Origin of the sequence: Cyanobium sp. PCC 7001 (assembly GCF_000155635.1) — a bacterium.
In the GTDB taxonomy this organism is placed as follows: Bacteria; Cyanobacteriota; Cyanobacteriia; order PCC-6307; family Cyanobiaceae; genus NIES-981.
In genome coordinates, this window is the sequence record NZ_DS990556.1 from 1,600,479 (window position 1) to 1,614,613 (window position 14,135).

General features: G+C 65.6%; 9 protein-coding genes and 1 pseudogene. 4 read left to right on the forward strand and 6 right to left on the reverse strand.

What is annotated here, in order from left to right; genetic code table 11:
* Nucleotides 1-139: 139 nt before the first annotated feature.
* Entirely contained in the window at nt 140-2,845 is a 2,706-nt protein-coding gene (locus CPCC7001_RS08020; RefSeq protein ID WP_006909526.1) for a TIGR03960 family B12-binding radical SAM protein, read from the reverse strand.
* A gap of 85 nt (nt 2,846-2,930) precedes the next feature.
* Between CPCC7001_RS08020 and CPCC7001_RS08025 the strand changes: the two genes are divergently transcribed.
* From CPCC7001_RS08025 to CPCC7001_RS14040, 4 genes are all read left to right on the forward strand, one after another.
* Nucleotides 2,931-4,157, forward strand: a complete 1,227-nt coding sequence (locus tag CPCC7001_RS08025) for an LL-diaminopimelate aminotransferase (protein WP_006911266.1) — start codon at nt 2,931-2,933, stop codon at nt 4,155-4,157.
* Between the two features lie 116 nt (nt 4,158-4,273).
* Nucleotides 4,274-4,600, forward strand: a complete 327-nt coding sequence (clpS, locus tag CPCC7001_RS08030; RefSeq protein WP_043369761.1) for an ATP-dependent Clp protease adapter ClpS — start codon at nt 4,274-4,276, stop codon at nt 4,598-4,600.
* A gap of 50 nt (nt 4,601-4,650) precedes the next feature.
* Entirely contained in the window at nt 4,651-5,460 is an 810-nt protein-coding gene (locus tag CPCC7001_RS08035) for a CPBP family intramembrane glutamic endopeptidase (RefSeq protein WP_006909548.1), read from the forward strand.
* Nucleotides 5,461-6,147: 687 nt separating this feature from the next.
* Nucleotides 6,148-8,604: a T3SS effector HopA1 family protein gene (locus CPCC7001_RS14040; protein ID WP_006910270.1), complete on the forward strand. Its 2,457-nt coding sequence runs from the start codon at nt 6,148-6,150 to the stop codon at nt 8,602-8,604.
* Between the two features lie 64 nt (nt 8,605-8,668).
* Here CPCC7001_RS14040 and CPCC7001_RS08045 read toward each other — a convergent pair whose 3' ends face one another.
* The 5 genes and pseudogenes from CPCC7001_RS08045 to CPCC7001_RS08055 form a co-directional block, all read right to left on the reverse strand.
* Complete coding sequence (locus tag CPCC7001_RS08045; RefSeq protein ID WP_006909160.1) at nt 8,669-9,757, reverse strand: HlyD family secretion protein; 1,089 nt, start codon at nt 9,755-9,757, stop codon at nt 8,669-8,671.
* A 162-nt stretch (nt 9,758-9,919) separates the two neighbouring features.
* Entirely contained in the window at nt 9,920-10,456 is a 537-nt protein-coding gene (locus tag CPCC7001_RS15780) for an ATP-binding cassette domain-containing protein (protein WP_225867285.1), read from the reverse strand.
* On the reverse strand, nt 10,347-11,360 hold the full coding sequence (locus CPCC7001_RS15785; RefSeq protein ID WP_006911007.1) for an ABC transporter transmembrane domain-containing protein: 1,014 nt from the start codon (nt 11,358-11,360) through the stop codon (nt 10,347-10,349). The genes CPCC7001_RS15780 and CPCC7001_RS15785 overlap by 110 nt, the downstream gene beginning before the upstream one ends.
* 15 nt (nt 11,361-11,375) lie before the next feature.
* A pseudogene (locus CPCC7001_RS15945) lies at nt 11,376-12,065 on the reverse strand (cysteine peptidase family C39 domain-containing protein).
* A gap of 458 nt (nt 12,066-12,523) precedes the next feature.
* On the reverse strand, nt 12,524-14,119 hold the full coding sequence (locus CPCC7001_RS08055) for a photosystem II high light acclimation radical SAM protein (protein ID WP_006911356.1): 1,596 nt from the start codon (nt 14,117-14,119) through the stop codon (nt 12,524-12,526).
* Nucleotides 14,120-14,135 lie beyond the last annotated feature (16 nt).

Consider the following 14,135-nt stretch of genomic DNA (forward strand, 5'->3'; position numbering starts at 1 on the left):
AATACCAGGGTCGAGGACTCTGGAGCAGAGGGGCCAACGGAGGTGGCTGCCGGCTGCGGTCTGCGCTGAGAAAGCTGGATGCGCTGCGAAAATGCCGCGGGAGCTTGCAGGCAAACGGCCTGATCGCCTTGCCTGGAAATTAGCACGCGTGGGCCTTGGATCCAGCCGCAGCAGTGCCGGGGCTGCGGAGCAGGAGCGCCAGACGCTGCATGGAGGCGCAGACGAGCGCAACCCCCAAGTCCTCCCCCAGCCAGTGGGCCAGCTGTTCGGGCCTGAGGCTGCGGCCGCTGGGATCGATGGCGGCCTCCAGCTCCAGGACCATGCCACCCTCCAGCGCTTGGGCCGCTGCAGCGGGGGGAACCGGAACGAGGCTGCGCAGCGCCTGGCGGCAGTCGCGGCTGCGGGGGCGCCCCTTCTTGTCCGTGTCGTGCCACGGCAGGGACTCCGCCGCCAGCAGGGCGGCGATGGCCCGGGCCCAGCGCTCGGGGCCAGGGGCCGTCTCCCCGGGAGCCGGCCGCAGCGCGAGGCGCCAGTGGGCGGCCTCCAGCTCCTGGGAGAGGCTGGGGCCGAAGCTGGGGACCTCGGCCACCGAGAGCAACTGAAAGTCCCCCGGCAACTGCGCCTGCAGCAGCCGCCGGGCTTCGGGCGGATCCAGCAACTCGGTGAACTCCAGATCCAACCACTCCCCCAGCCCCTCCACGCCCAGGGGCAGGGGCAGGGCCAGCTGGAGACGGGGCAGGGGGTGGAAGCCACCGGTGAAGCTCACCGGCAGCCCGGAGCGGCGCAGGGCCCGCTCCAGCAGCCGCAGGTTGTCGAGATGACTGATCAGGGCCAGGGAGCCCGCCTTGGAGAAACCGAAGCGGAGGCGCTGCACCCGCCCACTGGCCGGGGGCCGCTGGGGCACCTGGGCCGGCACCGCCGGTGCCGGAATCACCACGTTGTGACCCAGCTCGGGACCACAGACACCGCAGCTGCTGCAGCCCTCGAAGGAGCAGTCGGGCACCACCGCCGCGGCCAGGGCCCGCTCCAGATCCTCCGCCAGCCAGCGCTTGTCGAGGCCCGCGTCGATGTGGTCCCAGGGCAGGGGCTGCCGGCAGAAGCTGGCGAGGTGCTCGGAGCTGAGGGCCTCCGCCGCGCTCCAGGCCCCCAGTTCCAGATCCCGGTAGCGACCGCCGAGACCGGCGGCCTCGATCGCGGCGGTCCAGGCGGCATGGCTGCGCTCCGCCGACTCGAACCAGGCATCGAGGCCCGCGCCGGCCTGCCAGGCGGCCTCGATCACCGGCGCCAGACGGCGGTCGCCACGGCCCACGAAGTCCTCCACGGCGGAGAGGCGCACGTCGGTGAGATTCGTCTTGATGCCCCGCAACTGCCGCAGGGCCTGCCGCAACAGCGCCTGGCGCCGCCGGAATTCCTCGGTGCTCACGCTGTGCCACTGGAACGGGGTGTGGGGCTTGGGCGTGAAGTTGCTGATGGTGAGATTCAGCTCCAGCCGCCCCAGATCCCGGCACTGCTCCTGGAGGCGACGGCAGGTGTCGGCGATGCCCAGCACATCGGCATCGGTTTCGCCGGGCAGGCCGATCATGAAGTACAGCTTCACCTTGCGGTAGCCGCTCGCCATCGCCGTGCGGATGCCCCGCAGCAGGTCGGCATCGGTGAGGCCCTTGTTCACGATGTCGCGCAGCCGCTGGGTGCCGGCCTCCGGCGCGAAGGTGAGCCCGGCCCTGCGGGTGCCGCCGAGGATGTGGGCGATGTCCTCGTCGAAGCGGTCCACCCGCTGGCTCGGCAGGGTGAGGCTCACGTTCTGGTCGGCCAGCCGGTTGCGCAGCTCCACGCCCACCGCCGGCAGGGCGAGGTAGTCGGAGCAGCTCAGGGAGAGCAGGGAGAAATCGGCATAGCCGGTGCGGCGCATCCCCTGCTCCACCGCCTCGATCACGGCCTCCGGCTCCACGTCCCGCGCCGGGCGGGTGAGCATGCCGGGCTGACAGAAGCGGCAGCCGCGGGTGCAGCCCCGCCGGATCTCCACCGTGAGCCGGTCGTGCACCGTCTCGATGTGGGGCACCAGCCCCATGGCGTAGTGGGGCATGGGCGTGGCCGTGCGCCGCTGGATCCGCCTTGGCAGGCCCGGCTCCAGCGGCTCGATCGTGACCCCATCGGCCCCCGGGCCGTAGAGGGCAGGCACGTAGACGCCCGGCACCTGGGCCAGATCCCGCAGGGTGTGGCGGCGGCTCAGGCCGGCGGCCTTGGCCTCGGCCACCACCAGCCCGATCTCCGGCAGCAGCTCCTCGCCATCGCCCAGGGCGATGAAGTCGAAGAAGGCGGCGAAGGGCTCGGGGTTGCTGGTGGCGGTGGGGCCGCCCGCGAAGATCAGCGGCGGCGCCTCGGGATGCCCCAGGGGCAGATCGCCCCGATCGGCCGCCCGCAGCGGCAACCGGGCCAGATCCAGCATCTCCAGGATGTTGGTGCCGCCGAGTTCGTAGCTGAGGCTGAAACCGAGGATGTCGAAGGCCCCCAGGGGGCGGCGGCTCTCCACCGCGAACAGGGGCAGACGGCGCTCGCGCAGCCGGGCGGCCAGATCCGGGGCCGGCAGGTAGGCGCGGTCGCAGAGCTGGCCGGGAACGGCGTTGAGGATCGAATAGAGGATGACGTGGCCGAGATTGCTGGCCCCCACCTCGTAGACCTCGGGATAGGTGAGGGCCCAGCGCACGGCGGCGGCCTGCCAGTCGCGCGGCTCCACGCCCAGTTCGTTGCCGAGGTAGCGGGCGGGCTTGCTGATCGTGAGGTCGATCAGGGCCCCGAAGTCGATGGGGGCGGCCGGGCTGACCGCGGGGGAAGCAACGGGAGTCACGGCGGGGCGGCAGCGGCAGGCCTGGGTCGATGGTATGCAGCCCCTGCCGTAGCAGGATGCCGCCAGAGATTCGATCAGCAACCCTGTGGTGCAGGTCAACGGCAACTACCTCAAGCTCAAGGCGGGCTATCTGTTCCCTGAGATCGCCCGGCGGGTGAAGGCCTTCAGCGAGGCCAACCCCGAGGCCGCGATCATCCGGCTGGGCATCGGCGATGTGACCGAGCCGCTCCCCCAGGCCTGCCGGGAAGCGATGAAGGCCGCCATCGACGCGATGGGCACCCGCGAGGGCTTCCACGGTTACGGCCCGGAGCAGGGCTACCCGTGGCTGCGGGAGGCGATCGCCGCCCACGACTTCCAGGCCCGGGGATGCCAGGTGAGTGCCGAGGAGATCTTCATCTCCGACGGCTCCAAGTGCGACAGCAGCAACATCCTCGACATCCTGGGCGAGGGCAACCGCATCGCCGTCACCGACCCGGTGTACCCGGTGTACGTGGACAGCAATGTGATGGCGGGCCGCACCGGTGAGGCCGATGCCACCGGCCGCTACGGCGGGCTCACCTACCTGCCGATCACGGCCGAGAACGGCTTCACGGCCCAGATCCCCAGCGAACCGGTGGATCTGATCTATCTGTGCTTCCCCAACAACCCCACCGGGGCGGTGGCCACCAGGGCCCAGCTCCAGGCCTGGGTGGATTACGCCCGCGCCCACGGGGCCCTGATCCTGTTCGATGCCGCCTACGAGGCCTTCATCCAGGATCCGGAGCTGCCCCACTCGATCTACGAGATCGAGGGGGCCCGGGAGTGCGCGATCGAGTTCCGCTCCTTCTCCAAGAACGCGGGCTTCACCGGCACCCGCTGTGCCCTCACCGTGGTGCCGCGGGGGCTGATGGGGACAGCAGCCGACGGCCAGCAGGTGGAGTTGTGGACCCTGTGGAACCGGCGCCAGAGCACCAAGTTCAACGGCGTGAGCTACATCGTGCAGCGGGGCGCCGAAGCGGTGTATTCGCCGGAAGGCCAGGCCCAGGTGCGGGGGCTGATCAACTTCTACATGGAGAACGCCGCCATCATCCGCCGCGAGCTCAGTGCCGCCGGCCTGCAGGTGTATGGCGGCGAGCAGGCTCCCTACGTGTGGCTGAAGACCCCTGCCGGCATGGACTCCTGGGCCTTCTTCGACCACCTGCTGCAGAAGGCCCACGTGGTGGGCACCCCGGGCAGCGGCTTCGGTGCTGCCGGGGAGGGCTACTTCCGGCTCTCGGCTTTCAACAGTCGCGCCAACGTGGAGGAGGCCATGGGGCGCATCCGAGGGCTCTGATGGCACCCTGCCCTGCCCGCGCCTGGGGCTGACCGTCCCCCTCCGTCGCATCCTTCCTGGATCACGCTTCCTGGATCACGCCCTTTAATAAGGAGGTCGTCATGACAGCTGCCGCCATGACCACAGTGCCGCAGGCCACCCAGACCCCCAGCCGTGAGAGCGGCGCGGCGGTGATGGAGAAGGCGCCCGAGCGGGTGCGCAAACCCTCCCCCCGCTACAAGGTGCTGCTCCACAACGACCCGGTGAACTCCATGGAGTACGTGGTCACCACCCTGCGCCAGGTGGTGCCCTCCCTCAGCGAACAGGATGCGATCGCCGTGATGCTGGAGGCCCACAACACCGGCGTGGGCCTGGTGATCGTATGCGATCTGGAGCCGGCGGAGTTCTACTGCGAAACCCTCAAGGCCAAGGGCCTCACCAGCACCTTGGAGCCGGACGACTGACCCCGGCCAGCACACCACGAGGCCCTCGCAGGCTCGGAACCCTGCTGTTCGTGCCCGCGCTCTATGGCACAGGATGGCTCCTGGCCAGGCCGCTGTCCCTGGTCTGGCCGACCCTGCGGCCCGATCAGGTGGACCTGGCCGGACTCGCTGCCGCGATGCTCCTGCTGGTGATCGCGCTGCCATGGCGAGTGCGGCGGGTATGGGGCCAGGAGCATCCTTGGCGGCACCTGGGAATCGCCGTCCCCTTCGCCGCGGGGCTGCGGGCAGCGCTGCACGGGCTGCAGGCGGCGCTCCTGCTGATCACCCTGGTGACTCTGGGCCTGCTGGTGAGCGGGCAGGCCGTCTGGGTGGGGGAGCTCAACGGGGCGAAGCTGTTCAACGGCTTGGCGCTGGGCCTTGGGGTGGGAGTTGCCGAAGAACTGCTGTTTCGGGGCTGGCTCTGGGGTGAATTGGCGCTGCAGCTCCCGGCGCGCTCAGCGTTGCTGCTCCAGGCCACCATCTTCGCCCTGATCCATCCCTGGTATCGGCTGCCGGGGCTGGAAGCCGTGGGCCAACTGGGGGGGCTGATCCTCCTGGGCCTGGTGCTGGCCTGCCAGCGCCGTGCCGATCGCGACTGCCTGTGGGGCGCCGTGGCGCTCCATGGCGGCCTGGTGGGGGGATGGTTCCTCACGCAGCATGGCCTGCTGACCATCGCACCTGACGCATTGACCTGGTGGGTCGGCCCCGGTGGAGGCGACATCAACCCGACTGGGGGACTGCTGGGCTGGGCAGCGCTGGGACTGCAGCTGTGGGCTCAGCGGCGCTGGTGGAGCCGACCCAGCCTGCAGGCGGCCTACCGGCAGGGGAGTGGCCCAGGCTGAGCGATCGGGGGCACCGACTAACATCTTCATCAACGAACCTTACATGTTTAAGGAATAAGAAGCCGCGAAACATCGGGATACAGGATTAAGAATTGGGAAAGAGAAGAACGTCAGCCGGGGTATCACGCCACAGTGAGGCCGAGGAAGAAGGCTGGGGACAGGCGATCACTGCAGGGATGCCAAAAAGTTGGCCTTCAGAACTCCATGGGCCACATCAGAGGCTCATTCCATCTACTACTTAACCCAAGGAGGATGAAGCTCATGGCTATTGAATCACCCAAAGACCGTCAATCTCTCGGTCTTGACCTACTGTCCGGAGCAGACAGCTTCGTTAAGGATCTCAGCCCCGAACTGGAAGCCTCGATCACTGGAGGCGGCGGAGGCCATGGTGACAAAACCGGCAGCAGGAGCCGCTCGGGCGGGATGCATAAGCGCCGCCGCAGCCGCAGCCGCAGCCGCAGCGGGAAGCACTCCAGGAAGTACTCCAGGAAGTACTCGAAGTCCTACTGCTGAGTGGCGAGTTAGCACGGTCAGAAGAAGGCCGATCGACGGCCGTGATCCGAATCACAGGATCACGCGCTCCATCTGACACTGGGTCTCAAGCATGCCCTTGGGCTGGCTTGAGACCTTTCTAAAGTCTGGTTGCGAAGACCGATGGGCGCCCGCTGGAATCGAGGAGACAGAGTCATGCCGTTTCGCCTCGAATCTGGCAATGTGTTCAGATACTTGGTCGGACGCGGGTTATGCGCTGAGGACGACCAGCTCACGGCGACCGATCAGCTGGTGGGCAAGAACGCCAACCTACTGGTTGAAGTTGAAACGTTCAGCTCCCAGGGGAAGACGAAGAACCGCTTCATCGTGAAGCAGGCTCCCTTGAAGGCAGACGGAAGCCCCAAGGAAGACTTTGGTGAGGAGTGGCAGATCTATCAACTGCTTTGCCGTCAAGGCCCGCTGCCCCCACGGGCCATCCTGCCCGAGGGAATTGCCTATGACGCAGCCAGCTCCATTCTCATCCATCGCTATCTGGACCCTTACGAGGATCTCGGCGATTTCTATACCGACACCAGGCAGTTCCCTCTCAAGATTGCAACGTCACTGGGGATAGCGCTGGCCAGCCTGCACGCATCCACCTTTGAGCAGGATGCCTTTCGGCAGCAGCTGACGTCGGATCTGGCCACTGAGTCGATCCCTGCGGATCAGCAGCCGGATTTTCGGAGTTCCCTGGAAGACCTGACCCCAGACATCTTCACCCACGTATCTCAGGATGCCCTGAAGTTCTACAGACTTTACCAGCGATCACGGGACCTGTCGGAGGCCCTGCGATCGCTGGAGGCAGACCACAGAGCGTGTTGCCTGATTCATAATGATCTGCGCTTCCACAATGTGCTGCTGCATCAGGATTGGCGCACCTGGCAGGCACAGGTGCTACCCACATCAACGCTGGGCCTCCAGCTCTGCGATGGCCAGGGCGTCGTGCGGATCATTGACTGGGAGCAATGCCTGTGGGGCGATCCCGCACTGGACGTGGGTGCACTGGTTGCCGAGTACCTGCGCATCTGGTTGAAGAGTCTGATGCTCAGCCGGGACATCGATCTTGCGGTTGCCCTGAGACTGGCGTCGGTGCCCCTGGAACAACTGCAACCCTCCCTCTACACCTTCCTCCAAGCCTATCTGGCCCAGTTCCCGAAAATCCTGGCAGCCTTTCCAGATTTTACCGAGAGGGTGACAAGGTTTGCAGGGTTGGGGCTGATTGGCTCGATTCAAGATCGCATCTATTACCGAGAGCCCTTTGGCAACATTGAGATTGCCATGCTGCAAGTAGCCAGGTCGCTGTTGTGCGACCCTGCCACCTCACTGGCGACCGTGTTTGGGCACAGGACGATCAGTCCCGCCAGCTTTGATCCCTTGGTCATCCGTTCCGAGCCTGACATCCCAGCCCTCTCAGGCCCCTTACACCCCTCAAGCCAGGAGCCCCATGAACCGACGCAGACCTGCCCAGCAGAGCAGACCAGCCCAGCAGATGAGTGGACAGCGCATGATTCACAGGAAACCGCCGTTGCCGATCTGATCAATAACATCCGCGTCGAACCTCTACTGATCGCCCATCCCCACTACGCACCTCTTAACCTCGTTGACGGAGCCCCCATCCCCATGGCAGGGCCCGTGGAGACTCTGCTGGACTCCCTCCCCGCCGAACAGAGGGAGACCTATGTGCTGCACCAGCTCAGGAACTATCTGTACGACATCTATTTCAGTGGTGATCGGGCCAGGCGCTGGCCCGATCATGCCCCCGCCAGGGCCATGGTCAACAACACGGTTGCGGGATTGGATGTTGATTTCGTCGATCGGATCAAGGCCGCCAACAGCGGCAGCGGCTTCATCGATCACGGCTGGACCGTGACCCGCGTGGGGGGCAGGGGCGCCCAGATCGAAAAGGATGGCCTCCATCTCTGGATCGACCCAGACGTGGATCTGTCCCTAGCCATGGTTCTGGCAGGCCACGCGCGCCCGGAGGCGTCGGTACCGCCAACCCTGAGCGAGGGCGCAAACGTGGGCGTACACATGCCCAATGCCTGCCTGGCAGGGGAACGCTACATCGCCATTGGCAATGCAGGGGGACCGGCGGCCGATCAGCCCCATGCCCTCTGGTTCTTCCACATCGATGCTGAGGGTGCGCTCCTGCTGATGAAGATCTTCACCTCAGATCTCAATCGCTCAGCTGTACCTTTCCGACTCAGCATCCTGACGGATCCGCAGGCCTACCACCGCTACGATGCAGCCAGGCTGGAGCTGGGGTGCCGCCACTACGCCCATGCCCGCACCATCCTGGAAACGAGCTATCCGCAGCTTCGATCCCATCTGAACAACCCGGTTCCGCTGTTCAGCAAGACTCTGGGTCTTGGCATCGGTTTAGGGGAGTCCGAAGGCGATGGCGACGACTTCGGCTTGCGCCGCTGCCAGATCGTGGCCCGGGCGCTGCTCGCATCAACGGCTGATGCCGAACAGCGGCTTGCGGCGATTCAGCAGCACTTCAAGCAGAACGGCCTCAACTGGCGGCAGCCGCATCGCACCGCTTCTTCGCAGCTGGATGATGGGTTCGTGCTCGACAATCAGCCCCTGCAGGAAGCCACGGCAACGCCATGACCTTCACAACACTCCTGCACAGCGGCAGCCCTGCCGCTGATCTCGCCTGCTGGCCTGGAGGGATTCAGAAACCAAGGATGAGCCGGGTTCGGCGCAGCAGGAACTGATGAACGGTTTCCACCCGCGTGGTGATGTCAGCCGTGAGGTCCATCCCCAATCGCAAGGCGCAGCTTCGCGATCGTGAGCGCAGTTCACGGCTCTCGGGACGCAGGGTCACCTCATAGCCGCTGGCCCCCACCCCGACGTTGCCCGACCCCGAAGGTGCAGGCATGCCGCCGGGATCGGCTACCCCAGCAGACACGAAGGCGTCAGGAGCCACGGAGAGCACCTCGGCCCGGAGCGTGCCGAAATCCGGGAATGGACAGCCGGCCAGACGCAGATCGGCCCGCTGGCCCGCCTTCACGTTGGCGATGTCCTCGGAGGACACCAGCACCTTGACCAGCAACTCGCTGCCCTTCGGAGCAATCCGTGCCAGCTCCTGGCCGGCGACCACCACCTGAAGGGGGTTGCGCAGGGCGACCGTAAAAACCACGCCACCCACGGGCGCCCTGACCAGGGTGCGACCCAGATCCCTGGCCAGTTGGGCCTGCTCGGCGCGGTTCTGGGCCAGTTGCTGCGCCAGCCGGGCCTCGGCGCTCTCTCCGCGGTGCCGCTGCTGCTCCACCTCCCGCAGGGACTTGGCCAAGTTCGAGCGTGCCACGCTCAGACTCGCGGCCTTTTCCTCCATCTGTTCACGGGAGGCGGCTCCACTCTCCATCAACTGGCTGTAGCGCTGGGATTCCGAGGTGGCCAGGGCCAGGGTGGCCCTCGCCTTGTCGACCTCAAGTTTCGCCGCTGCCAGGACCGCACGGTCCTCCTGGAGCTGGGCGGTCAGCTGGCTCTCCAGCGCTGCCTGGTCCTGCTGCAATCGCAACTGCTGGCCCTCCAGATCAGCGGGATCGAGCACCGCGATCACCTGCCCCTGCTCCACCACCTGGTTGGGCTGGATCCGAATCTCGCCGACCCTTCCGTCACGCGGCGCGTGCACCAGGCTGGTCTCGCCACCGGGCCGCACCGAACCCGATGCCCTCACGACGACGCGATAGGGCCAGATGGCCATCAACGCCACACCGGAGAGAAAACTGCCCAGCAGGAAGCCCCCCGCAAAGCGCACCCAGCCAGGGCCTCACCGAGGGCAGAAATTCCTTGGATGTGGCAGGACGCAGAACGAGCCCCGCATCGATCGGTCGCACCTTCAGGGTTTCCACATCAGACACCAGCGGCCTGGCCAGCTGCCCCTGGTGGGGCGGTGGGGTGCCAGGGGCAGGAGGTTCGATCATGCCGTCAACAGATAGGGGGCCAGACTGTCGTCGTTGCGCAGATCCTGGGGTCTGCCCTGGGAGATCACCTTGCCGCCTTCGAGGTAGGCCACCCAATCACAGCGACCAATGACACTGGGCCGATGGCTGATCATCAGCGTGGTCAGACCACGACGGTCCTGAAGCAAAGTTTCGAGAAGCCGGCGCTCAAGCACGGGATCCAGGGCAGCCGTCGACTCATCCAGGATCAGGACCGGCGGGTAGGAGACCAGGGCACGGGCGATCGCCAAATGCTGGCGCTGACCGCCTGAAAGATTCGTGCCGAATTCACCCAGCACCGTCTGATAGCCATCAGGCAGTTCACGGATGAACTCGTCGGCGAGGGCCCGTTCACACGCCGCCACGACCTGATCGAAGCTGACATCGGGATCAGCAAAGCGAAAGTTATCGAAGACCGTGCGATTGAAGAACTTGGCCTCTTGGGGCACCAACACCACCTGTCGGCGTAGACACTCCAGAGAGATGTCCTGCAGGCCATAGGGCCAATAGTGGATGGAGCCACTCTCGGGAGTGGTAGAGACCCGCCAGGAGCTTCACCAAGGTGCTTATCACGCAATCGGATTCACCGATCAAGGCAGTGCAGCATCCTCCCGGGAAAGTCAGCGTCAACTCACTGAGCAGATCCAACCGACCTGCATGATGGAAGGTGAGATTCCGGCAGTGGAGATCGCAGGAGGGCGGCACTGCCACCCTTGACTTGTCCATCGCATGCAGATCCTCGACACTCCCCTCCAGCACTTCAGACAGGCGCCGGATCACCACAGTGGAAGTGAGATAGTCATCGGTGAAATCGTCGAGAGACTCAAGAAATGTCAGTACGTTGCCGCTCATACCACTGAAGGCGAGCAGTTGGCCGATGGAGAGCTGACCATCTATCACGAAGCTGCTGTCATACCAGAGCAGTACAAGGGTTGTCACCCGTGACAACAGCCGTGTGGAGGTGTCGCTGATCAAGCCGAGCTGCAGTGCACGCCAGCGGAGGTGGGCCACGCTGCCGAAGTTACGCTGGTACTCATCCCATGCCTGGGGTGCGGCCTCGGTGGTCTTGAGAACCTGAGCACCACGGAAGATCTCCACCAAATAACCCTGGTTCTCGGCAGACTCCACAACCACGCGACGGTTTGTGTCATAACGAGCTGGCACGAACAACAGACCCGTTCCGATCAGGATGCCGAAGGCCAGCAGCGACACAGCCGTGAGGGGTGGGCTGTAGATGAGCATCACCGCCAGCGAGACACAGGCAATGAACAGGTCACTGGGGATGCCGAGAACCAGATCGCTGATCAGGGCATTGATCCTGCTGATATCTCCAATGCGGCTGACCACCTCACGGCTGCGATGACTATCGAAATAGGTCATCGGCAACTGCAGCAGACGGTGGCCATACTCCAGCACCATGCCCAACTGCAGCCGCTAGGCGAAATGGGCCACCATGTGTCCCTGGATCAGGCTGATCACACTGCGGAACACGAACAGGAACAGCATCGCCAGGCCAAGGCTGGTGAGGAGCTGGCTGTCACGCCGCACCGGAACGTCATCCGTGAGCTCTTGCATCAGCCACGGCATTGCCAGAGCCAGCAGGCCGATCACCACATTGATGCTGAGAGCCTGGATCAGCAGCATCCGGCAGGGCAGGGTCAGCCGCAGAAAGCGCAGAAACGGCAGCCTGGACTCCTGCGGCTGCTGCAACAATCTGTTGAGGTCAGGCTCCAGCAGCAGGAGCACCCCATCTCTCCAGCCATCGCATAACTCCTGGGGCGACAGCTTGCGAATGCCGACCGCCGGATCAGCAATCACCAACTTGCTGCCCTGGCGGCCGTAGAGAACCACCTAATGGTCCCCTTTCCAGTGACAGATCGCCGGCAAGGGAATGGCATCCAGCTGCTCCAGCAGCGCCGCCTCCGCCCGCACGGCACGGGCATGGAAACCGATTGCGTCCGCCCCGCGGCGCAGACCCAGCAGGGTGGTGCCCTGGGCACCGGTACCCACCAGCTCCCGCACCCGGGAGAGAGCCAGGCGCCTGCCGTGGTGGCGGGCGACAGTGGCCAGGCAGGCCGCACCGCAGTCCTGCTCAGCATGTTGCTCCACCCAATCGGGGCGCACTGCGCAGCGGCCTTTGCGAACCCCAGGCTAGATGTGTCGTGCCACCAGGTTTGTTCCGGCTGGCAAAGGCGTGTGAGGCCGACAGGGTTGGCCGACAGGTTGTGGTGCGACCCAACAGCCCAGACCCCCCTCCCCATGCCTACACACCCGAAGGCCCGCCTGAGACCGATCGCTCAGGTATGCCTGATTCGGCAGCATCTCAACCAGGGCCGCTGTCTTGCTGAGCTGGCTGGAGCGCTTTCGTACCGGTGGCCCTACGGCTCTGGGGGATCGAGCGGCCAGCCGGTCTGACTGAACAGCATGAAGGTTGCCCGCCGGATGGCAAGGGAAAAGCTGGAAACGGGCAAGAACACTCTCAGCCTTGACGAACAAGTCCGATAACGGGGCGCGAAGCCAAAGCACCACAGGCGGCCTGCTTCTGGGGATCTGGCCTGGCGCCGCAGCAACGCGGACGGGATTCAACGTCTGGCGCTGGCCATCGGCCGGTGCCCCAGAACCGGGGCGTGCAGCGCCTGCGGCAGCGGGGCTGCGCCGTAATCCCGTTCCAGCAGGTCCATCACCGTGCGGCCGAAATCTCCGGGATTGCGATCAAAGGCTTCCAGGCAGATCCGCCCGAAGGTGCTGCCCATCGGTTCGGGGTTCCAGAGGGTCTTGCGGGCTGCCCAGGGCATCATGCTCATCGGGTTGTAGCCCGGCTTGATCATCCCCTGCTCGAAGCCGTACTGCTCCAGGTGGGTGTGGGGCTGCAGGCCGATGAAGAAGATGGCCGGTTCCACCTTGTCGGCGCCGAAGATCTGCTCGAGAGCGCGGTGGTAGGCCACGGTCTGGCGGATGGTGTCGGGCCGCTCGTCGATCACGTTGAAGGAGTAGTTCACCGACACCTGCTCCCGGAATCCGGCCCTGGCCAGCAGGCGGCAGTTCTCCAGCACCGTGCGCAGGTTGTAGCCCATGCGCATCTTGCGCACGAGCTCCTGGCTGCCGGAGGTGATGCCGATCTCGAAATAGCTCATGCCCGTGGCCACCATCAGCTCGGCCAGCTCGGCATCGAGATTGTCGGCCCGGATGTAGGCCGCCCAGCGGATGTCCGTCCAGCCCTCGGCCTGGATCGCCCGCAGCAGCTCCTTGGCATCCTCGATGTAGCGGCGGGCCGGAATGAACTGGGCATCGGTGAACCAGAAGCCCCGCACGCCCCGCGCGTAGAGCTGCCGCATCTCCGCGATCACCTCCTGCACGGGATTCACCCGCACGGCCTTGCCCTCCACCACGGTGTAGACGCAGTAGCAGCAGTTGTGGGGGCAGCCGCGCTTGGTCTGCACGCCCACGTAGAAATCACCCCCGTCGAGATACCAGTCGAGCTGGGGCCAGATTTCGGCGATGTAGTCGTAGTTGCAAGCGGTTTTCTCCATGCCGCCGGGCTGCTCGTGGATCAGGCCCGGGCGGGGCGTGTCACCGGCCAGGAAGCAGCGCTCGGCCTCGATCGATTCGCCGCGGATCAGCTTCTCGAGCAGTGGTTCCCCCTCCCCCACCGACACCACCGTGCCGCGGGGCAGCCTGCGGCCGAGCTGCTCGTAGAACACGCTCACGGCGCCGCCACCGATCACCGCCCTGGCCTCGGGATGGTGGCGCCGGGCCCTGCGCACCCCCTGCCGCACCAGCCTGAGGTTGCGCCAGAGCTCCCCGTAGAAGGAACGCATCAGTCCCAGCCCTCCCAAAGCTCCCCGCAGCCGCTTCAGGGGATTGCGGGCATAGAACACCTCGAAGGAATGCTGCAGGGGGTTGCCGCTGCGCCCGTCCACGGGGGCATAGATCTGAATGTCGCGCCAGGAGAACACCAGCAGGGTGGGCTGGAACGCCTCCACCTCCAGGGCCAGGCTCCGCTCCACATCCAGCAGGGGCACGGCGGCGAGATCGAGGATGCGCTGGGGCATCCCGGGGAACTGCTTGTGCAGGTGATCGGCCAGGTAGATGGGGCCGATCGGAAAGATGGGATTGCAGGGGAGCCGCACGAGCAGCACCCGTGGGTCGGTGGGGGATGCCACGGCCGCGTGGTTCATGAAGCCTGTGGCGGGA

Excerpts from the sequence above, each read along its gene's own strand:
- CPCC7001_RS08055 (WP_006911356.1), bottom strand. The coding sequence starts at position 14,119 with ATGAACCACGCGGCCGTGGCATCCCCCACCGACCCACGGGTGCTGCTC.
- CPCC7001_RS15785 (WP_006911007.1), bottom strand. The coding sequence starts at position 11,360 with ATGGTGCTGGAGTATGGCCACCGTCTGCTGCAGTTGCCGATGACCTAT.
- CPCC7001_RS14040 (WP_006910270.1), top strand. The coding sequence starts at position 6,148 with ATGCCGTTTCGCCTCGAATCTGGCAATGTGTTCAGATACTTGGTCGGA.
- clpS (WP_043369761.1), top strand. The coding sequence starts at position 4,274 with ATGACCACAGTGCCGCAGGCCACCCAGACCCCCAGCCGTGAGAGCGGC.